This window comes from Bacillus sp. FSL R7-0685 (assembly GCF_038002425.1).
In the GTDB taxonomy this organism is placed as follows: Bacteria; Bacillota; Bacilli; order Bacillales; family Bacillaceae; genus Bacillus; species Bacillus subtilis.
In genome coordinates this window covers 2479193-2501228 of the sequence record NZ_JBBOCN010000001.1, presented here as the reverse complement: position 1 = coordinate 2501228, position 22036 = coordinate 2479193, and the positions used below count along the sequence as shown (strand labels likewise).

General features: G+C 43.4%; 24 protein-coding genes and 1 other annotated feature. Of the genes, 23 read left to right on the top strand and 1 reads right to left on the bottom strand.

What is annotated here, in order from left to right; genetic code table 11:
- Positions 1–86: 86 nt before the first annotated feature.
- From dnaJ to mtaB, 4 genes are read left to right on the top strand one after another with little or no spacing between them, the layout of a single operon-like run.
- On the top strand, positions 87–1214 hold the full coding sequence (gene dnaJ, locus MKY50_RS13010) for a molecular chaperone DnaJ (RefSeq protein WP_003230010.1): 1128 nt from the start codon (positions 87–89) through the stop codon (positions 1212–1214).
- Positions 1215–1238: 24 nt separating this feature from the next.
- Positions 1239–2174, top strand: coding sequence for a 50S ribosomal protein L11 methyltransferase (gene prmA / locus MKY50_RS13005; protein ID WP_004398884.1), 936 nt, complete (start codon positions 1239–1241; stop codon positions 2172–2174).
- 22 nt (positions 2175–2196) lie between these two features.
- Positions 2197–2967, top strand: a complete 771-nt coding sequence (locus tag MKY50_RS13000; protein WP_341116785.1) for a 16S rRNA (uracil(1498)-N(3))-methyltransferase — start codon at positions 2197–2199, stop codon at positions 2965–2967.
- Positions 2967–4322 carry a tRNA (N(6)-L-threonylcarbamoyladenosine(37)-C(2))-methylthiotransferase MtaB gene (mtaB, locus tag MKY50_RS12995; protein WP_014114458.1) on the top strand — a complete coding sequence of 452 codons (1356 nt, stop codon included), beginning with the start codon at positions 2967–2969 and terminating at the stop codon, positions 4320–4322. The genes MKY50_RS13000 and mtaB overlap by 1 nt, the downstream gene beginning before the upstream one ends.
- Positions 4323–4357: 35 nt before the next feature.
- Here mtaB and MKY50_RS12990 read toward each other — a convergent pair whose 3' ends face one another.
- The gene (locus MKY50_RS12990) at positions 4358–5281 is read right to left on the bottom strand and encodes a Na/Pi symporter (RefSeq protein WP_029317893.1); all 924 of its coding nucleotides are present in this window, start codon (positions 5279–5281) and stop codon (positions 4358–4360) included.
- Between the two features lie 172 nt (positions 5282–5453).
- Here MKY50_RS12990 and rpsU point away from each other — a divergent pair, with 172 nt between their 5' ends.
- The 19 genes from rpsU (at position 5454) to MKY50_RS12895 (ending at position 21877) form a co-directional block, all read left to right on the top strand.
- The gene (gene rpsU / locus MKY50_RS12985) at positions 5454–5627 is read left to right on the top strand and encodes a 30S ribosomal protein S21 (RefSeq protein ID WP_003152957.1); all 174 of its coding nucleotides are present in this window, start codon (positions 5454–5456) and stop codon (positions 5625–5627) included.
- Positions 5628–5641: 14 nt separating this feature from the next.
- Positions 5642–6088: a GatB/YqeY domain-containing protein gene (locus MKY50_RS12980; protein WP_003230022.1), complete on the top strand. Its 447-nt coding sequence runs from the start codon at positions 5642–5644 to the stop codon at positions 6086–6088.
- 130 nt (positions 6089–6218) lie between these two features.
- Positions 6219–7532 carry an NfeD family protein gene (locus tag MKY50_RS12975; protein WP_341116782.1) on the top strand — a complete coding sequence of 438 codons (1314 nt, stop codon included), beginning with the start codon at positions 6219–6221 and terminating at the stop codon, positions 7530–7532.
- Positions 7533–7553: 21 nt separating this feature from the next.
- Positions 7554–8549, top strand: a complete 996-nt coding sequence (gene floA, locus MKY50_RS12970) for a flotillin-like protein FloA (RefSeq protein ID WP_014477375.1) — start codon at positions 7554–7556, stop codon at positions 8547–8549.
- 24 nt (positions 8550–8573) lie between these two features.
- On the top strand, positions 8574–8993 hold the full coding sequence (locus tag MKY50_RS12965; RefSeq protein ID WP_032722132.1) for a hypothetical protein: 420 nt from the start codon (positions 8574–8576) through the stop codon (positions 8991–8993).
- A gap of 56 nt (positions 8994–9049) precedes the next feature.
- Positions 9050–9331 (top strand): sporulation protein YqfC, encoded by a 282-nt coding sequence (yqfC, locus tag MKY50_RS12960; RefSeq protein ID WP_003226191.1) that lies wholly within the window; start codon positions 9050–9052, stop codon positions 9329–9331.
- An 18-nt stretch (positions 9332–9349) separates the two neighbouring features.
- Positions 9350–10546 carry a sporulation protein YqfD gene (gene yqfD / locus MKY50_RS12955; RefSeq protein WP_339232213.1) on the top strand — a complete coding sequence of 399 codons (1197 nt, stop codon included), beginning with the start codon at positions 9350–9352 and terminating at the stop codon, positions 10544–10546.
- Entirely contained in the window at positions 10543–11502 is a 960-nt protein-coding gene (locus tag MKY50_RS12950) for a PhoH family protein (RefSeq protein WP_014477373.1), read from the top strand. The genes yqfD and MKY50_RS12950 overlap by 4 nt, the downstream gene beginning before the upstream one ends.
- A gap of 78 nt (positions 11503–11580) precedes the next feature.
- Positions 11581–13716, top strand: coding sequence for a cyclic-di-AMP phosphodiesterase PgpH (gene pgpH / locus MKY50_RS12945; RefSeq protein ID WP_010886570.1), 2136 nt, complete (start codon positions 11581–11583; stop codon positions 13714–13716).
- A complete protein-coding gene (gene ybeY, locus MKY50_RS12940; RefSeq protein ID WP_003230039.1) occupies positions 13717–14190 on the top strand; it encodes an rRNA maturation RNase YbeY in 474 nt (157 codons plus the stop codon).
- A complete protein-coding gene (locus MKY50_RS12935; protein WP_015384119.1) occupies positions 14171–14542 on the top strand; it encodes a diacylglycerol kinase family protein in 372 nt (123 codons plus the stop codon). The genes ybeY and MKY50_RS12935 overlap by 20 nt, the downstream gene beginning before the upstream one ends.
- Before the next feature lie 118 nt (positions 14543–14660).
- Entirely contained in the window at positions 14661–15071 is a 411-nt protein-coding gene (locus MKY50_RS12930; RefSeq protein ID WP_003230049.1) for a cytidine deaminase, read from the top strand.
- A complete protein-coding gene (era, locus tag MKY50_RS12925; protein WP_003230051.1) occupies positions 15052–15957 on the top strand; it encodes a GTPase Era in 906 nt (301 codons plus the stop codon). The genes MKY50_RS12930 and era overlap by 20 nt, the downstream gene beginning before the upstream one ends.
- 147 nt (positions 15958–16104) lie before the next feature.
- A complete protein-coding gene (locus tag MKY50_RS12920; protein WP_003230053.1) occupies positions 16105–16248 on the top strand; it encodes a YqzL family protein in 144 nt (47 codons plus the stop codon).
- Positions 16249–16284: 36 nt separating this feature from the next.
- Entirely contained in the window at positions 16285–17052 is a 768-nt protein-coding gene (recO, locus tag MKY50_RS12915; protein WP_014477369.1) for a DNA repair protein RecO, read from the top strand.
- Positions 17053–17091: 39 nt separating this feature from the next.
- Positions 17092–17266 (top strand) — a binding site (T-box leader).
- 82 nt (positions 17267–17348) lie between these two features.
- Positions 17349–18236 (top strand): glycine--tRNA ligase subunit alpha, encoded by an 888-nt coding sequence (gene glyQ / locus MKY50_RS12910; protein WP_003226213.1) that lies wholly within the window; start codon positions 17349–17351, stop codon positions 18234–18236.
- On the top strand, positions 18229–20268 hold the full coding sequence (gene glyS / locus MKY50_RS12905) for a glycine--tRNA ligase subunit beta (protein ID WP_043857834.1): 2040 nt from the start codon (positions 18229–18231) through the stop codon (positions 20266–20268). Before glyQ ends, glyS begins: the two co-directional genes overlap by 8 nt.
- A 132-nt stretch (positions 20269–20400) precedes the next feature.
- A complete protein-coding gene (gene ccpN, locus MKY50_RS12900; protein ID WP_003237058.1) occupies positions 20401–21039 on the top strand; it encodes a transcriptional regulator CcpN in 639 nt (212 codons plus the stop codon).
- A 25-nt stretch (positions 21040–21064) separates the two neighbouring features.
- Positions 21065–21877, top strand: coding sequence for a pyruvate, water dikinase regulatory protein (locus MKY50_RS12895; RefSeq protein WP_003230064.1), 813 nt, complete (start codon positions 21065–21067; stop codon positions 21875–21877).
- The last annotated feature ends 159 nt before the right edge of the window (positions 21878–22036 follow it).

Genomic DNA, 22036 nt, shown 5'->3' with positions numbered 1-22036 from the left:
CTTGCCCGGGATAAAAGGAATTGAAAAATCATAATTCAAAATGATACAATCTAATTTATGTGAGAAATTCGGGAGAGTGAAGCGAGATGAGTAAGCGTGATTACTATGAAGTGCTGGGAGTAAGTAAGAGCGCTTCAAAGGATGAAATTAAAAAAGCTTATCGGAAGCTGTCAAAAAAATATCATCCTGATATTAACAAAGAAGCCGGATCAGATGAAAAATTTAAAGAGGTAAAAGAAGCGTACGAAACGCTGTCAGATGACCAAAAACGTGCGCATTACGATCAATTTGGTCACACTGACCCTAACCAAGGCTTCGGCGGCGGAGGTTTTGGCGGCGGCGATTTCGGCGGTTTTGGTTTCGATGATATTTTCTCAAGTATTTTCGGCGGAGGCACAAGACGGAGAGATCCAAACGCTCCGCGCCAGGGTGCTGATTTACAGTATACGATGACCCTGTCGTTTGAGGATGCGGCTTTCGGTAAAGAAACAACTATCGAAATTCCCCGCGAGGAAACGTGCGAGACATGTAAAGGCTCAGGTGCGAAACCTGGCACAAATCCAGAAACATGCTCCCACTGCGGAGGCTCCGGCCAGTTAAACGTGGAGCAAAATACACCGTTTGGAAAAGTCGTTAACAGACGGGTCTGCCACCACTGTGAAGGAACAGGCAAAATCATTAAAAACAAATGTGCGGACTGCGGCGGCAAAGGAAAAATCAAAAAACGCAAGAAAATCAACGTGACAATTCCAGCCGGTGTAGATGACGGGCAGCAGCTTCGTCTCTCGGGACAGGGTGAACCAGGAATAAACGGCGGCCCTGCCGGGGATTTATTTGTCGTGTTCCATGTACGCGCACACGAGTTCTTCGAGCGTGACGGCGATGATATTTACTGTGAAATGCCGTTAACGTTTGCTCAGGCTGCTCTTGGAGATGAGGTAGAAGTGCCGACGCTGCATGGAAAAGTGAAATTGAAAATTCCGGCCGGTACACAAACAGGAACGAAATTCAGATTAAGAGGCAAAGGCGTTCAAAATGTCAGAGGCTATGGACAGGGTGACCAGCATATCGTCGTCCGCGTCGTTACGCCGACAAATCTGACAGATAAACAAAAAGACATTATCCGCGAATTTGCCGAAGTCAGCGGAAACCTGCCTGATGAACAGGAAATGAGTTTCTTTGACAAGGTAAAACGCGCGTTTAAAGGCGATTAATTATTGGATGAGGAGTTGGTAGTTTTGAAATGGTCCGAATTAAGCATTCACACAACACATGAAGCGGTCGAACCTATCTCAAATATATTGCATGAAGCTGGTGCAAGTGGGGTTGTGATAGAGGACCCGCTTGATTTAATTAAAGAACGTGAGAATGTGTACGGGGAAATCTACCAGCTCGACCCCAATGATTACCCAGATGAGGGTGTCATTGTCAAAGCATATCTGCCGGTTAACAGTTTTCTGGGCGAAACTGTAGACGGCATCAAAGAAACGATTAATAATCTCCTTCTTTACAATATTGATTTGGGCAGAAACCACATCACTATTTCTGAAGTAAATGAAGAAGAGTGGGCGACTGCCTGGAAAAAGTATTATCATCCTGTGAAAATTTCTGAAAAGTTTACAATTGTGCCGACGTGGGAGGAATATACGCCGGTCCATACTGATGAACTGATTATTGAAATGGACCCGGGAATGGCTTTCGGCACAGGGACACATCCGACAACCGTACTCTGCATTCAGGCGCTTGAACGCTTTGTGCAAAAGGGTGATAAGGTGATTGATGTCGGCACTGGTTCGGGAATTTTAAGTATTGCGGCTGCAATGCTTGAGGCTGAATCGGTTCATGCCTACGATCTTGATCCCGTGGCTGTAGAAAGTGCACGCCTCAATCTCAAGCTGAACAAAGTCAGCGATATTGCTCAAGTGAAGCAAAACAATTTGTTAGACGGGATTGAAGGGGAACATGATGTAATTGTGGCCAACATTTTGGCTGAAGTCATTCTTCGCTTTACTTCACAAGCGTACAGCCTGTTAAAAGAAGGCGGACACTTTATTACGTCAGGAATCATCGGTCATAAAAAACAAGAAGTAAAAGAAGCACTGGAACAAGCTGGCTTTACCATTGTAGAAATCCTTTCAATGGAAGATTGGGTCAGCATTATTGCGAAAAAATAACAGTTAGTAGGTGTCACAGCGTATGCAACGATATTTTATCGAGCTCACGAAGCAGCAAATAGAGGAAGCGCCGGCTTTTTCGATTACCGGCGAAGAAGTTCATCATATTGTGAACGTGATGAGAATGAATGAGGGAGATCAGATTATCTGCTGCTCTCAAGACGGCTTCGAGGCAAAATGTGAACTTCAATCTGTTTCCAAAGATAAAGTGTCCTGCCTTGTGATAGAATGGACGAATGAAAACAGAGAGCTTCCGATAAAGGTCTATATTGCGAGCGGCCTTCCGAAAGGAGATAAGCTTGAATGGGTTATCCAAAAGGGGACTGAGCTCGGAGCTCATGCCTTTATTCCTTTCCAAGCCGCGCGTTCTGTTGTCAAGCTGGATGACAAAAAGGCAAAGAAAAAGCGGGAAAGATGGACGAAAATTGCAAAGGAAGCGGCTGAGCAATCATACCGTAACGAAGTGCCGCGAGTGATGGATGTCCATTCTTTTCAGCAGCTTCTTCAAAGGATGCAGGATTTCGATAAATGTGTCGTTGCATACGAGGAGTCATCGAAGCAAGGGGAAATAAGCGCATTCAGCGCGATTGTAAGCAGCCTTCCGAAAGGATCATCTCTATTGATCGTATTTGGTCCCGAAGGCGGTTTAACAGAAGCGGAGGTTGAACGGCTCACAGAGCAAGACGGTGTGCCGTGCGGCCTTGGACCGAGAATTTTAAGGACAGAAACCGCTCCGCTATACGCGTTGAGCGCGATTTCTTATCAAACAGAGTTATTAAGAGGTGATCAGTAATGGCAACTGTTGCTTTCCATACGCTTGGCTGTAAAGTCAACCATTATGAAACAGAAGCAATCTGGCAGCTTTTCAAAGAAGCGGGCTATGAAAGAAGAGACTTTGAACAAACAGCTGATGTATATGTCATTAATACATGTACGGTTACAAATACGGGAGATAAAAAAAGCCGCCAAGTGATCAGACGCGCCATTCGTCAAAATCCTGACGGTGTCATCTGTGTCACAGGCTGCTACGCGCAAACCTCACCTGCTGAGATTATGGCGATCCCCGGTGTCGACATTGTAGTTGGAACACAGGACCGTGAAAAAATGCTTGGCTACATTGACCAATACCGAGAAGAACGCCAGCCGATTAATGGCGTCAGCAACATCATGAAAGCAAGAGTATATGAAGAGCTTGATGTGCCTGCTTTCACGGACCGCACAAGAGCGTCATTGAAAATACAGGAGGGTTGCAATAATTTCTGCACATTCTGTATCATTCCGTGGGCGCGCGGCCTGCTCCGCTCCCGCGACCCTGAAGAAGTCATTAAACAAGCGCAGCAGCTTGTTGATGCCGGATATAAGGAAATTGTTCTTACGGGTATTCATACAGGCGGCTACGGCGAAGATATGAAAGATTACAACTTCGCGAAGCTTTTGAGCGAATTAGACACCCGTGTGGAAGGCGTGAAACGGATCAGAATTTCTTCAATCGAAGCCAGCCAAATCACTGACGAAGTGATCGAGGTCTTAGACCGCTCAGATAAGATAGTGAATCATTTGCATATTCCGATCCAATCCGGATCAAACACAGTGCTTAAACGGATGAGACGCAAATATACAATGGAATTCTTTGCAGACCGTTTAAATAAATTGAAAAAAGCACTGCCAGGCTTAGCTGTTACTTCTGATGTCATCGTCGGATTCCCTGGAGAAACAGAAGAAGAATTTATGGAAACCTATAACTTTATTAAAGAACATAAATTCTCTGAACTGCATGTTTTCCCTTACAGTAAACGTACAGGAACACCAGCTGCGCGAATGGAAGACCAAGTGGATGAAAACGTGAAAAACGAACGTGTGCACCGCCTGATTGCTCTTTCTGACCAGCTTGCAAAAGAATACGCTTCTCAGTATGAAAATGAAGTGCTTGAGATTATTCCTGAGGAAGCCTATAAAGAAACAGAAGAAGAGAACATGTTTGTCGGTTACACAGACAACTATATGAAGGTTGTTTTCAAAGGCACGGAAGATATGATCGGCAAAATCGTAAAAGTCAAAATCCTAAAAGCAGGTTATCCTTACAACGAAGGACAGTTTGTCCGTGTGGTTGAGGATGAAATAACTGAACACATGCGTTTGTCTTCTTAACCTAAAAAATCGGTGCATTAAAATGTACCGGTTTTTTATTTAGCCGGGATAAGAAGGTGAATCAATCGGTAAAACAAGTTTGTAAGCGGAAGAAACAAAAGAGCTGTAACCACATTAAATAAAAGGCTGAAATGAGCAATCCTTTGGGCAGGATCAGGTGATAACTGTTCTACAAAGCCGGTCGCTGCGGTCAGAAAAGGCAATACTAGAGCGACCCCTAGCACGTTAAATACCACATGGGCATACGCTGTCTGTTTCGCCGCATATCCGCCGGATACAGCAGCCATGACAGCTGTAATGCATGTCCCGATATTTGATCCGAGTACGACGCTCATCGCCTGTGTCAGTCCGATAATCCCTTCATTCATAAAACTCATCAAAATGCCGATACAGACAGAACTGGAGTGAATGATGGCAGTTAACACCATCCCGATGAGCAAAGCGGACCAGTTTGAATCGTTAACATGGTATAGAACGTCGGCGCCCGTTTTCAGCTTTGTCAGCGGCCCGGCAAGATGGCTGAATCCGCTGATGCAATAGAAGATGATGCCCAGTCCAAGGAAGCTTGTTCCCAGCTGTTTCAAAGGATACCTGCCAGTCAGAAAAAACAATAAACCTCCTATTAAAAGAACCCAAATCAAAATATCCATTTTGATAGCAATAAATTCAGTTGTAAAGGTAGACCCAACGTTTGTTCCGAGAATCATCGGTATCGTCCGCTTAAAAGAAAGAACGCCCGCACTTACAAAGCCGATGACAATGACCATAAAGGCTGAGCTGCTCTGAAGTATCCCTGTAAATACAATGCTGATAAGAAACGCTTTTAACGGATGGTCTGTAAATAAAAGCAAACGTTCTTCAATTTTTGAGTACGCCATTGAAATTAAGCCCTTTCGAAGCATGTTCATGCCTGCGAGAAAGAATAATATAAGAGCAGTAAAGCTAATCAGAATTAACATCCTATTCACCAACCCCTTTCTTTCATTATATAGACAGGCAGTCGCACTCATGACGGAAAAGTGAACTCACTTAGTTGACCTGACTGATGGCTTATATTATAATGTCAAAGTACATGTTTATATGTGTAACTTAAAGGTAGTCGATTGGTGTATTCGGAGGGAGGGAAAGAGAATGTCAAAAACGGTCGTTAGAAAAAACGAATCGCTTGAAGATGCTCTTCGTCGCTTCAAACGCAGTGTATCAAAGACAGGTACTTTGCAAGAAGCAAGAAAGCGTGAATTTTATGAAAAACCTAGCGTAAAGCGCAAGAAAAAGTCTGAAGCTGCTAGAAAACGCAAATTCTAAAAGAGGGTGGATTTATGAGTCTTCTTGAGCGTCTCAACCAGGATATGAAGCTGTATATGAAAAACCGTGAGAAAGACAAACTGACTGTCGTTCGAATGGTTAAGGCTTCACTTCAAAATGAAGCAATTAAGCTTAAGAAAGACAGTTTGACCGAGGATGAGGAACTCACTGTCCTTTCTCGTGAACTTAAGCAACGTAAAGACTCCCTCCAGGAATTTTCAAACGCTAATCGTTTAGATTTAGTAGATAAAGTTCAAAAAGAGCTGGACATTTTAGAAGTTTATTTACCTGAGCAGCTGTCAGAAGAAGAGCTGCGTACAATCGTAAATGAAACCATCGCGGAGGTCGGTGCGAGCTCAAAAGCGGACATGGGCAAAGTGATGGGGGCAATTATGCCTAAAGTAAAAGGTAAAGCTGACGGAAGTTTAATTAATAAACTTGTGAGCAGTCAACTGTCTTAAATGGCAAAGAAAAGGACATCTTTCTAAGAGAGATGTCTTTTTTTATACATAAAAAAATGAAACCTTTGATACATTTGTTACGTATGAAGAGAAGGCACTTATTATAAAAGGAAGGAGGGATACACCGCCCTTGCTTCAAATCAAAGGATTCCGTGCTGCTCTTTTGGGTATATTTTTGCTTTCTTTATTAGGCGTACAGCTGAACGCAAAAGCAGAAAAACAAACTGTTTATGTGATCCCAGTTGAAAAAAATGTCGAACAGGGTCTCGCCTCGTATTTGTCCCGTTCGTTACAAGACGCAAAGGATGCACATGCAGACCATATTATTCTTGATATCAATACCCCGGGGGGATTGGTCAAATCTGCTATTGATATGGCCGATTTGATAACCGAAAGAGAGATCCCCGTAACTGCATATGTCAACAAACGCGCGTTGTCTGCTGGTGCATATATTGCACTTCAAGCAGATCACATTTATATGGCGCCTGGCGGAAAAATGGGAGCCGCCGCGATTGTTGATGGCCAAGGCAATGCCGCTGACCAAAAAGCTCAATCACTTTGGCTGGCAGAGATGGAAGATGCCGCAGTGAAAAATAACCGCGATCCAAAATATGCGCTCGCAATGGCTGACCCAGATATAGATGCCAAGGAAGTCGGCGCGCCTAAGGGAGATCTGCTGACACTTAACGCAGACAAGGCAATTGAGGTAGGCTATTCAGAAGGCACTGCTGACAATTTGTCCACGCTCGTAAAGAAGCTTGGGTTCGAAAAGGCGCAGATCAGCTATGCAAAGGAGAGCTTTGCGGAAAAGACGGCAAGATGGCTGACGAATCCGGTCATTGTCCCTATTCTGCTGACAATCGCTTTTTTAGGTCTGACGGTGGAGCTTTTTTCCCCGGGTGTCGGCCTCCCTGGAACGGCTGGACTCATTGCGTTATTGCTGTTCTTTTACGGGCATCTTGCAGCCGGCCTTGCCGGGTATGAGACGGTTCTCCTCTTTATAGCAGGGGTGATTCTCATTCTGCTTGAGATTTTTCTTCCCGGAGGAATCATTGGATTACTGGGCTTGGGAGCGATTATTGCGAGCCTGTTTTTAGCCGCGGGGAGCTTCACTGTCATGGCGGTTTCTCTCTTGATCGCCTCAGCTGTTTCGATTACAGCTTTTATTTTACTGACAAGGGTGTTGGGAAAGCGTATGAAATTCTTTAAGAAATTGATATTAAATGATTCTACAAACACGGAGAGCGGCTACGTTTCAAATCAAACGCGCACGGACTTAATGGGAAAAGTGGGTATAACCTTTACACCGCTGCGTCCTTCCGGTACCGTGATTATTGATGATGAACGCCTTGACGTTGTTTCGGAGGGATCGTTTACAGAAAAAGATAAAAAAGTAAAAGTGATTAAAGTAGAAGGCTCACGCATTGTCGTGAGAGAAATTTAAATAGAAACGAGGAGAAGTTATATGGATCCGTCAACACTTATGATTCTGGCAATTGTCGCAGTAGCGATCATTGTTTTGGCAGTATTTTTTACATTTGTGCCTGTAATGCTTTGGATTTCAGCTTTGGCAGCCGGAGTGAAAATCAGCATTTTCACTCTAGTTGGGATGAGGCTTCGCCGTGTCATTCCGAATCGGGTTGTTAACCCGCTGATTAAAGCCCATAAAGCGGGACTTAATGTTGGAACAAACCAGCTTGAAAGCCACTACCTGGCTGGAGGTAATGTTGACAGAGTCGTCAACGCGCTTATCGCCGCTCAGCGAGCTAACATTGAACTCACATTCGAGCGCTGTGCTGCCATTGATCTTGCAGGCCGGGACGTGTTGGAAGCTGTTCAAATGAGCGTTAATCCTAAGGTGATTGAAACACCGTTCATTGCCGGTGTCGCAATGGACGGGATTGAAGTGAAAGCGAAAGCGAGAATCACAGTAAGAGCGAATATCGAGCGCCTCGTCGGGGGAGCAGGAGAAGAAACCATTGTAGCTCGTGTAGGTGAGGGGATCGTTTCTACAATCGGTTCATCTGGCAATCATAAAAAAGTGCTTGAAAACCCTGACATGATTTCTCAGACAGTCCTTGGAAAAGGATTGGACTCAGGAACTGCGTTTGAAATTCTCTCAATTGATATTGCAGATGTAGATATCGGCAAAAACATCGGTGCAATTTTACAAACCGATCAGGCCGAGGCTGATAAAAACATCGCGCAGGCAAAAGCGGAAGAACGACGTGCGATGGCTGTCGCTCAAGAACAGGAAATGCGTGCCCGCGTAGAAGAAATGCGCGCGAAAGTGGTAGAAGCCGAGGCGGAAGTGCCGCTTGCGATGGCAGAAGCTTTGCGTGAAGGGAATATTGGCGTCATGGATTACATGAATATCAAGAACATCGATGCTGACACAGAAATGCGTGATTCATTCGGCAAGCTGACGAAAGACCCTTCGGATGAAGACCGCAAATCATAATCTCTCTAAGAAGGGAGAACGCTGATGGAAGATTTACTGACCAATCCGCTTATTATTGCAGCGATCATCGGAATCATTTCTGCGATTTTCGGCAAAAAGAGCAAAGAAGAAAAGCAAAACAGCCAAAAAAGTAAAAAACCTCAACACATGCAATCTGCTTCTCCTCAAAAAAAGCAGTCAAAAGAAGATGCCCCTGCACCTATCCCTAACCGTATGGAACAGGCAAGACGGGAAGCGGAAGAAAGACGCAGGGAAACAGCAAGAAACCTGAAAGGGCTGGAACGAGATCTTGCTGCTGCCAAACAAAAAACAGTATACACAAAACAAAAAATGCTTCAGGTGAATAAAGACACCGTCGTACAGGGGATCGTTCTAGGAGAGGTGTTCGGACCTCCACGGGCGAAAAAACCTCACCGTACGATGCGCCCGGCCCGTAAAAATTAAAGTGTTAGAACCTCCTTTCAAATCATACATATGAGATGAAAGGGGGTTCTTTTTGTATGGGGCAAAGAAAGAATCGTATGAAAGCTTGGCTGACAAGAGCATTGGAAATTCCCCCGGACGTTATGATGGATCTGCCGAGGATTACAATGGTTGGCAGACTTCATATCTACATAGAAAACCACAGAGGCCTTTTGCTTTTCAGTGAGAATGAAGTGCGGCTGATGCTGAAGCAGGGCCAGTGCATCATATCTGGTAAAAATTTTGTCATCAAGGCGATTCTTCCGGAAGAGATACTTTTGGAGGGTACGATTGATGTCGTTCGATATGTTGAGTCATAAAGCCGAGGGGGAAATGTTGTGAAAAATAAATGGCTGTCTTTTTTTTCGGGTAAGGTCCAGCTTGAATTGACGGGAAGAGGGATTGAGCGGCTCCTTAATGAATGCACAAGACAGGGGATTCCGGTCTTTCATGTCAAAAAAAAGAAAGAAGCCGTATCGTTATATATACAGCTTCAGGATGTACATGCCTTTCGGCGGGTGAGAAGTAAATTTAAATGTAAAGCCCGATTTATCAATCGGAAGGGTTTTCCCTTCCTGTTGCTGAAATCAAAGCTGAATATAGGGTTTACGATCGGTTTTGCGATTTTTTTCATCCTTTTGTTTTTGCTGTCCAATATGGTGTGGAAAATTGATGTGACAGGCGCTAAGCCTGAAACAGAACATCAAATGAGGCAGCATCTTAATGAAATCGGCGTCAAAAAGGGCCGTCTGCAGTTTTTAATGATGTCGCCCGAAAAAATACAGAAATCATTAACCAATGGAATAGACAATATCACTTGGGTCGGAGTTGATCTGAAGGGGACGACCATTCACATGAAAGTTGTGGAGAAAAATGAGCCCGAAAAAGAAAAGTATGTTAGCCCGCGCAATATTGTCGCCAAAAAGAAAGCAACCATTACGAGAATGTTTGTGCAAAAAGGACAGCCCATGGCCGCCATACACGATCATGTTGAAAAGGGGCAGCTGCTTGTTTCGGGACTGATCGGCAGCGAAGACCATCAGCAGGAAGTTGCCTCAAAAGCAGAAATTTACGGAGAAACCTGGTATAGATCAGAAGTGACAGTCCCGCTTGAAACATTATTTAACGTCTATACGGGCAAAGTAAGGACAAAGCACAAGCTTTCTTTTGGTTCTTTGGCAATCCCGATCTGGGGGATGACGTTTAAAAAAGAGGAATTGAAGCATCCAAAAACAGAACAAGAAAAACATTCGCTTCATTTTCTCGGATTTAAGCTCCCTGTATCCTATGTCAAAGAGCAAACGAGAGAAAGTGAAGAGGCTTTGCGAAAATATACAAAAAAAGAAGCAGTTCAAGAAGGCATTAAATTGGGTAAACAGGATGTAGAGGATAAAATAGGCGAAAACGGCGAGGTGAAAAGTGAAAAAGTTTTGCACCAGACTGTTGAGAATGGTAAAGTAAAGTTGATTATTCTCTACCAAGTTATAGAAGATATCGTTCAAACCACACCTATTGTCAGGGAGACTGAAGAATGACAGAACATTTACTTGCGATGAATCAAAAACTGAAAAACCCGGACGAGGCGCTTTCACTCTTCGGGAACCAAGATTCTTTTTTGAAATTGATGGAGAAAGATCTGAATGTAAATATCATTACGCGCGGCGAGACGATTTATGTTTCAGGCGATGATGAATCGTTTCAGATTGCAGACAGGCTGCTGGGATCGCTCCTCGCTTTAATTCGCAAGGGGATAGAGATCTCTGAACGTGATGTGATTTACGCCATCAAAATGGCAAAGAAGAATGAACTTGAATACTTTGAAAGCATGTATGAAGAAGAAATTACAAAAAACGCAAAAGGCAAATCAATCCGTGTAAAAACAATGGGACAGCGGGAATACGTGGCCGCTATGAAGCGGAATGACCTTGTATTCGGCATTGGTCCGGCGGGAACCGGGAAAACGTACCTGGCTGTCGTAAAAGCAGTCCATGCTTTAAAAAACGGACATATCAAAAAAATCATTTTAACAAGACCTGCCGTGGAAGCCGGTGAAAGCCTTGGTTTTCTCCCAGGTGACCTAAAAGAAAAAGTAGATCCTTATTTGCGCCCGCTGTATGACGCTCTCCATGATGTGCTTGGGGCAGATCATACAGAACGTCTGATGGAAAGAGGCATCATTGAAATTGCTCCGCTCGCATATATGAGGGGGCGGACGCTCGATGATGCTTATGTTATACTTGATGAAGCACAGAATACCACGCCTGCTCAAATGAAAATGTTTTTGACGAGACTGGGTTTTGGCTCTAAAATGATCATTACAGGTGACGTCAGCCAAATTGATCTGCCGAAAGGCGTCAAATCGGGACTTGCAGTAGCGAAGGAGATGCTGAAAGGAATAGACGGCATTTCTATGATTGAGCTAGACCAGACAGACGTGGTCAGACATCCGCTTGTTGCGAAAATTATTGAAGCATACGATAAGCAAAATTAATGCTGAATGACCCGATCGCGCGTTATCGGGTCATTTTTATGATTGCTTATGGGCTTGATGTTTCAAGAGGAGGTTCTTGTGTTGAAAAAGAAGGCTAAGACCAAAAGCAGCTCAAAAAAATGGAGCAGTTTTAAAAATGCCCGCTCCATGCATGTACTGCTGTATCTTCTGCTGGCTGCCATTATGTTTGCTTTGCTTTTTGTACATGTTAAGCCGGAAACACTTGATTTAGACCTGTTTTCAGTCAGCGACAAGACCATTTACGCTCCGGCAACCGTAGAAGATCAAAAAGCCACAGAGGAAAAAAAGCAAGCCGCTGAGGACGCGGTTGAAGATCAATATACATTAAAAAAAGAATATACAGACAATCGGATTGACCTTGTGTCATCAATATTCGACAGTATTAGTGAAGTGAAAAAATCATCGGAAGAAGGCAGTAAATCACCATCGGAAAAATCAATGGTCAAATCTGTAAAGGACAAATTGACATCAGATGTGAATGATTCTATATCGGAGGATTCCATCAAGACATTGCTGAAAGCAGACAGTGAAGACTTTTCTTTTGTCAGAGATACGGTCATTACCGCAGTAAATACGGTCATGAGCAGTGAAATCCCCTCGGATAAACTATCTGATGCAAAGGATAAGGTAGAAAAAGAGCTAAAAAGCAATTCTATTCCTTCTAAATACTTGGGAGCTGCGACAGAAATCGGGCGTTTTGCTATTATTCCGAATTACGTCTTCGATCCGAAAGCAACAGAGGCAAAACGGCAGGAAGCCTCAGATAATGTCCAGCAGGTTCAAATCAAACAGGGGCAAGTGCTCGTGGAAGAAAATGACCTCATTGATCGGGAAGTGTACAGAAAACTTGAGCTGACCGGGTTATTAAATAACTCAAATCTCTTTAAACCGATCAGCGGGCTATTGATTATGATCGGACTTTTCATTGCAACACTTGTATATTATTTTGAAAAACAGAAACAAAATCTGAAGTTTAAAAACCAATCCATTCTGTTATTCTCCATAATCACAACACTTTTGCTTGTGATCATGGAGGTTGTCAGTTTGTTTCAGAAGATGGAGTATAATAATATCGGCTATCTGGTCCCCATTGCGGCCGGCGCCATCTTAATCAAACTGCTGATGAATGAACGCATTGCCATTTTGGGAAGTATCATTCTTGCGATTTGCGGAAGTATGATGTTTAATCAGGGTGTGACAGGAACATTCAATTATGTCATAGGGATTTATTATTTGATCAGCGGCATTTCAGGTGTATTATTTTTAGGAAAACACAATGCAAGATCAAAGATTTTGCAGACCGGACTTTTCGTGGCGTTTATTAATATGGTTGTCGTTCTATCCTTATTATTGATCCAGAACACTGCGCTGTCGGGTCTTGAAATCGGCACGTTAATGCTCATGGGGGTTGTGTCGGGGTTTGCTTCATCTGTATTGATCATCGGCCTGATGCCGTTTTTTGAGACGGGCTTTGGCATTTTATCCACCATGAGGCTGCTCGAGCTGTCTAATCCTAACCATCCGCTATTGCGCAAAATACTGACAGAAACACCAGGTACATATCATCACAGTGTAATGGTTGCCAATTTATCAGAGGCAGCCTGTGAAGCGGTTGGGGCTAATGGTTTGCTTGCAAGAGTCGGCGCATATTATCACGATCTCGGAAAAACAAAGCGCCCGCAATATTTTATTGAAAACCAAATGAATATTGACAATCCGCATGACAAGCTGTCACCTCAGTTAAGTAAAAATATTATTATCTCGCATACGACAGACGGTGCGAATATGCTGAGAAGCTATAAATTTCCGAAAGAGCTTGTCGATATTGCTGAGCAGCATCATGGAACCTCGCTTTTAAAGTTTTTTTACTATAAAGCGAAGGAAAAAGGCGACCAGATTACAGAGGAAGAGTTCCGTTATCCGGGGCCGAAGCCGCAGTCAAAGGAAGCCGCAATTATATCAGTGGCCGACAGTGTTGAAGCGGCCGTCAGATCCATGCATAATCCAAATCCTGAACGAATTGAAAAGCTTGTCCGGGGTATTATATCCGATAAGCTTCAGGACGGACAGTTCAGTGAATGCGATTTGACATTTAAAGAGCTGGATACAATCGCAAAAACGCTCTGTGCAACATTAAAAGGAATTTTCCACTCCCGGATTGAATATCCGGAGGCTACTAAGAAGGTGAAATAGATGAGTTTACTGATTGATATCGTTGATGAAACGGGAAGCGTCTCAGAAGAGATGCTCAAAGAAGTAGAAAATCTGCTTCAATTTGCCGCTGAGCGTGAAGGCGTTCAGGATCAGGCTGAAGTTTCTGTCACGATTGTTTCCAATGATGACATACATCAGATTAACAAAGAATACCGGGGAAAGGATGCTCCGACAGATGTCATCTCATTTGCTCTTGAAGAAGAGGGGGAAGGCGAGATCGAAATCGTGGGCGCCGAAATGCCTCCGGTTTTAGGTGATATTATCATCAGTGCCGATCGCACAAGAGAGCAGGCAGAGGAGTATAATCATTCTTTTAAAAGAGAGCTCGGATTTCTAGCTGTACACGGATTTCTGCACCTTTTAGGATATGACCATATGACGAAAGAGGAAGAAGAGGAGATGTTTACTAAGCAAAAGGAATTGCTGGACGCTTATGGACTCAAAAGATCATAGAAATGAGCTGAAGCGATTCTTCAAAAGCTTCGTGCATGCAGGCCGGGGCATCTGGGAAACAGCGCGGACGGAGCGGAATTTCCAATTTCATGCCGCAGCCGCCTGTGCTGTTCTCATTTGCGGCTTCCTTGTAGAGCTCAGCATGATTGAGTGGATGATTATATTCCTTTTGATAGGCGGTATGTTTTCGCTTGAGCTTTTAAATACAGCCATTGAACATACGGTTGATTTAATAACTGACAAACATCACCCTCTTGCTAAAGCGGCCAAGGACGCTGCCGCCGGGGCTGTTTGCGTTTTTGCCGTGATTTCGTGTATCATTGGTTTACTTATTTTTTTGCCAAAGCTGTAATGGCTGAAAATTCTTACATTTATTTTACATTTTTAGAAATGGGCGTGAAAAAAAGCGCGCGATTATGTAAAATATAAAGTGATAGCGGTACCATTATAGGTAAGAGAGGAATGTACACATGAACAGACAAGAATTAATAACAGAAGCTTTAAAAGCGCGTGATATGGCATATGCGCCGTATTCCAAATTCCAAGTAGGAGCCGCTCTTCTTACCAAGGATGGAAAAGTGTACAGAGGCTGCAACATTGAGAACGCGGCATACAGCATGTGCAATTGCGCCGAGCGTACCGCTTTATTTAAAGCTGTTTCTGAAGGGGATACAGAGTTTCAGATGCTGGCCGTTGCGGCTGACACCCCTGGACCGGTATCTCCGTGCGGAGCCTGCCGCCAGGTGATTTCTGAGCTTTGCACAAAAGACGTTATTGTCGTACTGACTAATTTACAAGGACAAATAAAAGAAATGACTGTGGAAGAATTATTGCCAGGCGCATTTTCATCGGAGGATTTACATGACGAACGAAAGCTTTAAATCAGGATTTGTATCCATTATTGGAAGACCAAACGTAGGAAAATCTACATTTTTGAACAGAGTCATTGGACAAAAAATCGCGATCATGAGCGATAAGCCCCAAACGACGAGAAACAAGGTGCAAGGAGTACTGACGACAGGCACATCACAAACCATTTTTATTGACACACCAGGGATTCATAAACCTAAGCATAAGCTTGGGGACTTTATGATGAAAGTGGCGCAAAATACATTAAAAGAAGTCGATTTGATCTTGTTTATGATCAATGCTGAGGAAGGCTACGGGAAGGGCGACGAATTCATCATTGAGAAATTGCAGACGATGTCTACGCCTGTATTCTTAATCGTAAACAAAATCGATAAAATTCATCCCGACCAATTGCTTCTGCTAATTGACGAATACCGCAAACGTTATCCTTTTAAGGAAATTGTTCCGATTTCTGCTTTAGAAGGAAATAACATCGAAACCTTGCTCGCTCAGATTGAAGCGTATTTGCCGGAAGGGCCGCAATTCTATCCGAGTGACCAGGTAACTGACCACCCTGAGCGATTTATCATTTCTGAATTAATCAGGGAAAAGGTGCTGCATTTGACGAGAGAAGAAATCCCGCACAGCATTGCGGTGGCCATCGAATCCATCAAAGGGCAGGACAACGGTTCTGTGCACGTAGCGGCAACGATTGTGGTCGAGCGGGATTCCCAGAAAGGCATCGTGATCGGTAAAAAAGGAAGCCTTCTAAAAGAGGTTGGAAAAAGAGCGAGAGCGGATATTGAAGCACTGTTGGGCTCCCGTGTCTACCTTGAATTGTGGGTGAAAGTGCAGAAAGACTGGCGTAATAAAATGTCCCAGCTTCGCGATTTTGGCTTTAAAGAGGACGAATATTAATCTCTAGCTGTGTGTGTCATTATCTCACAGGAACAGGGATACATTAGCAAATTTTGTTTAACATGAAATGGAGGACATCTGGTCAAGATAAAGGTAAGAATTTGGAGTTTAGGTAAGCTAGTTTAACTACAGAAAGGTGGGTTTCTTGTGTTGAATTTTACCTGGAACGTATTTTCTCAAACAGGAAATGTTGATACGTATCTTCTTTTTAAAGAACTGGAAAAAGAGAACATGGAAAGACCCGAAGAACTAGAAGATGAGCTAGCCCGATTTGATTATCCAATTTTATAAACCTCTTGGCCGCTCCTGCTTGAGGAAGGTGCGGAAATGCTGACAAAATGTGAAGGAATCGTTCTTCGCACAAATGATTACGGAGAGACGAATAAAATCGTAACTTTACTGACAAGAGAACACGGAAAAATAGGTGTTATGGCACGAGGCGCCAAAAAACCGAACAGCCGTTTATCAGCAGTCAGCCAGCCCTTTTTGTATGGTTCTTTCTTAATGCAAAAAACATCGGGCCTCGGAACGCTTCAGCAGGGGGAAATGATCCTCAGCATGAGAGGCATCAGGGAAGACTTGTTTTTAACAGCATATGCTGCCTATATTGCTGAGTTAGTCGACAGAGGCACAGAAGAAAAAAAGCCAAATCCTTATTTATTTGAATTCATATTAGAGTCATTAAAACAGCTGAATGAAGGAACAGATCCGGATGTTATCACCTTCATTGTTCAAATGAAGATGCTCGGTGTCATGGGCCTGTATCCTGAGCTAAATCATTGTGTACATTGTAAAAGCCAAGACGGAACCTTTCATTTCTCTGTTCGTGATAATGGTTTTATATGCCACCGCTGTTTTGAAAAAGATCCTTACAGGATACCGATCAAACCGCAAACGGCAAGGCTGTTAAGACTCTTTTACTATTTTGATCTGTCGAGGCTCGGCAATGTGTCCTTAAAAGAGGAAACAAAAGCTGAATTAAAGCAAGTGATTGATTTATATTACGAAGAATATTCGGGATTGTATTTAAAATCAAAGCGCTTTTTAGATCAAATGGAAAGCATGAAACATCTTATGGGTGAAAACAAAAGTTGACTTTTGGTCCATCTTTTTATATGATCATTTATTATAAAATATGTTGCAGTGAGAGAAAGAAGTACTTGCGTTTACCTCATGAAAGCGACCTTAGGGCGGTGTAAGCTAAGGATGAGCACGCAACGAAAGGCATTCTTGAGCAATTTTAAAAAAGAGGCTGGGATTTTGTTCTCAGCAACTAGGGTGGAACCGCGGGAGAACTCTCGTCCCTATGTTTGCGGCTGGCAAGCATAGAGACGGGAGTTTTTTGGTTGCTGCCGCAGTCAACTGATGAAAGAAAAGTGGAGGTGCTTGAAATGAATATTCAAGACATGATTCTAACCTTGCAAAAGCATTGGTCCAGTCAGGGCTGTGTGCTTATGCAGGCTTACGATGTAGAAAAAGGAGCCGGCACGATGAGCCCGTATACATTTTTGCGCAGTATCGGTCCTGAGCCGTGGAAAGTGGCTTATGTAGAGCCTTCCAGACGTCCGGCAGACGGCCGCTACGGGGAGAACCCGAACAGACTGTATCAGCATCATCAGTTCCAGGTCATTATTAAACCGTCACCTGATAACATTCAAGAGCTGTATTTGGATTCCTTGCGTGCTCTTGGAATTGATCCGCTTGAGCACGATATTCGCTTTGTTGAAGACAACTGGGAGAATCCGTCTTTAGGCTGTGCGGGTCTAGGCTGGGAAGTTTGGCTTGACGGAATGGAAATAACTCAATTTACGTATTTCCAGCAGGTCGGGGGATTAGAGTGTAAACCCGTTTCTGTAGAGATTACGTATGGAATTGAGCGTCTCGCGTCTTATATCCAGGATAAAGAAAACGTGTTTGACTTGGAATGGACGTCAGGGTTTACAGTAAAAGATTTATTCATGATGGCTGAATATGAGCATTCTGTTTATACGTTTGAAACATCAGACGTCGATATGCTGTTCCAATTGTTCAGCACATATGAAAAAGAAGCGATCAAGCAAATGGACAACGGACTTGTTCATCCAGCATATGACTATGTGCTGAAATGCTCGCACACTTTCAACCTGCTTGATGCCAAAGGTGCGATCTCTGTTACCGAGCGGACGGGCTATATCGCAAGAGTGCGGAATTTAGCTAGAAAAGTAGCAAAAACCTACTATGAGGAACGAGAAAAACTAGGGTTCCCAATGCTTAAAGGGGAGGGTTCTTCTCATGAGTAAACAGGATTTACTTTTAGAGATCGGATTAGAGGAAATGCCGGCGCGCTTTTTGAATGAAAGCATGGTTCAGCTTGGCGACAAGCTGACAGGCTGGCTTAAAGAAAAAAATATTACTCACGGTGAAGTGAAACTCTTCAATACACCGAGACGTCTTGCTGTGTTCGTTAAGGATGTCGCAGAAAAGCAGGATGATATAAAAGAAGAAGCAAAAGGGCCTGCGAAAAAAATTGCCCTTGATGCGGACGGGAACTGGACAAAAGCGGCAATCGGCTTTTCAAAAGGCCAAGGCGCGAATGTGGAAGACCTGTACATCAAAGAAGTAAAAGGCATAGAGTATGTATTCGTGCAAAAATTCCAAGCCGGCCAAGAAACGAAGTCGCTTCTGCCAGAATTGAGCGGTTTAATTACAAGCTTGCATTTCCCGAAAAACATGCGCTGGGGAAATGAAGATTTGCGTTATATCCGACCGATCAAATGGATTGTCGCATTATTTGGACAGGATGTCATTCCATTTTCGATCACAAACGTTGAGTCTGGACGGACAACACAGGGACATCGTTTCCTCGGACATGAAGTGTCAATTGAATCACCTTCAGCTTATGAAGAGCAGCTCAAAGGACAGCATGTTATTGCTGATCCTAGCGTCCGAAAGCAAATGATTCAATCTCAGCTGGAAGCAATGGCTGCTGAAAACAATTGGAGCATTCCAGTTGACGAAGACCTTCTTGATGAAGTGAATCATTTAGTAGAATACCCGACAGCTCTTTACGGTTCATTTGAATCCGAGTTTCTGTCAATTCCTGAAGAAGTGCTTGTCACAACAATGAAAGAGCATCAGCGCTACTTCCCTGTCAAAGACAAAAACGGTGACCTGCTGCCTCACTTTATCACAGTCCGAAACGGCAACAGCCACGCGATTGAAAATGTGGCCCGAGGCAATGAAAAAGTGCTGCGCGCACGTTTATCTGATGCGTCATTCTTCTACAAGGAAGATCAGAAACTAAACATTGATGCAAATGTGAAGAAGCTTGAAAATATCGTTTTCCATGAAGAGCTTGGTTCTCTTGCTGATAAGGTTAGAAGAGTCACATCAATCGCAGAGAAACTTGCCGTTCGTCTTCAGGCTGATGAAGATACATTAAAACATGTGAAGCGGGCTGCTGAAATTTCTAAATTCGACCTTGTGACGCATATGATATATGAATTCCCTGAACTTCAAGGAATTATGGGCGAAAAGTATGCGAGAATGCTTGGCGAAGATGAAGCTGTGGCGGCGGCAGTTAATGAACATTATATGCCTAGATCAGCGGGCGGAGAAACGCCTTCTACTTTCACCGGAGCTGTTGTGGCAATGGCGGATAAGCTTGACACAATCGCTTCATTCTTCTCTATCGGCGTAATTCCGACCGGTTCCCAGGACCCTTACGGACTGCGCCGCCAAGCTAGCGGTATTGTTGCGATTCTTCTTGACCGCAACTGGGGAATTTCATTTGAAGAGCTGCTAACTTTCGTACAAACCGATAAAGAAATTGAACTGCTGGATTTCTTCACTCAGCGCTTGAAATATGTCTTGAATGCTGAACAAATCAGACATGATGTCATTGACGCCGTGCTGGAAAGCTCTGAGCTTGAGCCGTACTCTGCGCTGCATAAAGCACAAGTACTGGAGCAAAAGCTTGGTGCACCTGGCTTTAAGGAAACAGCCGAAGCGTTAGGCCGAGTGATCTCTATCAGCAAAAAAGGAGTCCGCGGAGACATTCAGCCTGATCTGTTTGAAAATGAATACGAAGCAAAACTGTTTGATGCCTACCAAACAGCGAAGCAAAATCTGCAGGAAAACTTCAGCAAAAAAGATTATGAGGCGGCGCTTGCTTCACTTGCAGCCTTAAAAGAACCGATCGATGCTTACTTCGATCATACAATGGTTATAGCGGATAATGAGTCATTAAAGGCAAATCGTTTAGCGCAAATGGTAAGCTTGGCGGATGAGATCAAGTCCTTTGCGAATATGAATGCCCTTATTGTAAAATAAAGAGAGAAAAGGCGGTTGCTGTGTGATCGGTAATCGTCTTTTCCCCATTTATAAGTTTTTTGTTTGATTACAAGATATTTACGTTATAATATGGATTATTATTTCTTTACATAGCTATGAAGTGAAAAGGTGGTGAGTACAATCGAACTAAATAAACGGCAAGAACATATTTTGCAGATTGTAAAAGAAAACGGGCCGATTACAGGGGAGCATATTGCAGAAAAGCTGAACCTAACCAGGGCGACATTGCGCCCGGATTTAGCCATACTCACCATGTCAGGATTCCTCGAGGCGCGCCCGAGAGTCGGTTATTTCTATACGGGAAAAACCGGCACACAGCTTTTGGCGGATAAACTCAAAAAGCTTCAGGTGAAAGACTTTCAATCTATCCCCGTAGTGATTCACGAAAACGTTTCTGTGTACGATGCGATTTGCACCATGTTTTTAGAAGATGTAGGTACTCTGTTTGTGGTGGACCGCGATGCTGTTTTAGTCGGGGTGCTTTCACGAAAAGACTTGCTCAGAGCGAGCATTGGCCAGCAGGAGCTTACATCGGTCCCTGTTCACATCATCATGACAAGGATGCCGAACATTACGGTGTGCAGACGCGAGGATTATGTGATGGACATTGCAAAGCACTTAATAGAAAAACAAATTGATGCACTGCCTGTCATCAAAGACACCGATAAAGGCTTTGAAGTGATCGGCAGAGTGACAAAAACAAATATGACCAAAATACTTGTCAGTTTATCTGAAAATGAAATCCTATAAGATTGCAAACTAACGGGGGGATAATATGAATAACCGCATCATCTATGTTGTATCGGATTCCGTCGGTGAAACGGCTGAATTGGTAGTAAAAGCAGCACTCAGCCAATTTAACGGATCGGCGGATGATACTCATGTAAGAAGAATTCCTTATGTTGAAGATATAGGCACTATCAATGAAGTGATTTCACTTGCAAAGGCAGACGGCGGCATTATCTGTTTTACACTCGTGGTGCCGGAAATCAGAGAATATTTGATAGCCGAAGCGGAAAAAGCAAATGTTTTATATTATGATATTATCGGCCCGTTGATTGATAAAATGGAAACAGCCTACGGTTTAACAGCGAAATACGAACCGGGGCGGGTGCGCCAGCTTGATGAAGATTATTTCAAAAAAGTGGAGGCCATCGAGTTTGCAGTTAAATACGATGATGGACGTGATCCAAGAGGGATTTTAAAAGCTGATATCGTTTTGATCGGCGTGTCAAGAACGTCTAAAACACCGCTGTCTCAATATCTCGCACACAAACGCCTGAAGGTTGCCAATGTTCCGATTGTACCGGAGGTTGATCCGCCGGAAGAACTCTTTAACGTTGATCCGAAAAAATGCATCGGTTTAAAGATTAGCCCTGATAAACTGAATCATATCAGAAAAGAACGTTTAAAATCACTCGGGCTTAATGATAAAGCGATTTATGCAAATATCAACAGAATCAAAGAGGAACTCGAGTATTTCGAAAAGATTGTGGATCGGATCGGCTGCCAGGTTGTTGATGTTTCAAATAAAGCGGTTGAGGAAACAGCAAATATTATCCATCATCTCAAAACAAAAAACATATAACTCAGGACGCTCTATCCTGGGTTTTTGGCTGTGCCAAAAGGGAATAATGAAAAACAATAGCATCTTTGTGAAGTTTGTATTATAATAAAAAATTGTGATAAAATGATTAATTTTAGGTTTAAGGATCGTGTGATACGAATAAACTATTATGGGTAAGAT

Coding starts and splice junctions, on each gene's coding strand:
- rpsU (WP_003152957.1), top strand. CDS start 5,454: ATGTCAAAAACGGTCGTTAGAAAAAACGAATCGCTTGAAGATGCTCTT.
- floA (WP_014477375.1), top strand. CDS start 7,554: ATGGATCCGTCAACACTTATGATTCTGGCAATTGTCGCAGTAGCGATC.
- MKY50_RS12980 (WP_003230022.1), top strand. CDS start 5,642: ATGAGTCTTCTTGAGCGTCTCAACCAGGATATGAAGCTGTATATGAAA.
- MKY50_RS12965 (WP_032722132.1), top strand. CDS start 8,574: ATGGAAGATTTACTGACCAATCCGCTTATTATTGCAGCGATCATCGGA.
- dnaJ (WP_003230010.1), top strand. CDS start 87: ATGAGTAAGCGTGATTACTATGAAGTGCTGGGAGTAAGTAAGAGCGCT.
- ybeY (WP_003230039.1), top strand. CDS start 13,717: ATGAGTTTACTGATTGATATCGTTGATGAAACGGGAAGCGTCTCAGAA.
- MKY50_RS12895 (WP_003230064.1), top strand. CDS start 21,065: ATGAATAACCGCATCATCTATGTTGTATCGGATTCCGTCGGTGAAACG.
- recO (WP_014477369.1), top strand. CDS start 16,285: ATGCTGACAAAATGTGAAGGAATCGTTCTTCGCACAAATGATTACGGA.
- mtaB (WP_014114458.1), top strand. CDS start 2,967: ATGGCAACTGTTGCTTTCCATACGCTTGGCTGTAAAGTCAACCATTAT.
- glyQ (WP_003226213.1), top strand. CDS start 17,349: ATGAATATTCAAGACATGATTCTAACCTTGCAAAAGCATTGGTCCAGT.
- yqfC (WP_003226191.1), top strand. CDS start 9,050: ATGGGGCAAAGAAAGAATCGTATGAAAGCTTGGCTGACAAGAGCATTG.
- era (WP_003230051.1), top strand. CDS start 15,052: ATGACGAACGAAAGCTTTAAATCAGGATTTGTATCCATTATTGGAAGA.
- MKY50_RS12950 (WP_014477373.1), top strand. CDS start 10,543: ATGACAGAACATTTACTTGCGATGAATCAAAAACTGAAAAACCCGGAC.
- MKY50_RS13000 (WP_341116785.1), top strand. CDS start 2,197: ATGCAACGATATTTTATCGAGCTCACGAAGCAGCAAATAGAGGAAGCG.
- MKY50_RS12990 (WP_029317893.1), bottom strand. CDS start 5,281: ATGTTAATTCTGATTAGCTTTACTGCTCTTATATTATTCTTTCTCGCA.
- MKY50_RS12930 (WP_003230049.1), top strand. CDS start 14,661: ATGAACAGACAAGAATTAATAACAGAAGCTTTAAAAGCGCGTGATATG.
- glyS (WP_043857834.1), top strand. CDS start 18,229: ATGAGTAAACAGGATTTACTTTTAGAGATCGGATTAGAGGAAATGCCG.
- MKY50_RS12935 (WP_015384119.1), top strand. CDS start 14,171: ATGGACTCAAAAGATCATAGAAATGAGCTGAAGCGATTCTTCAAAAGC.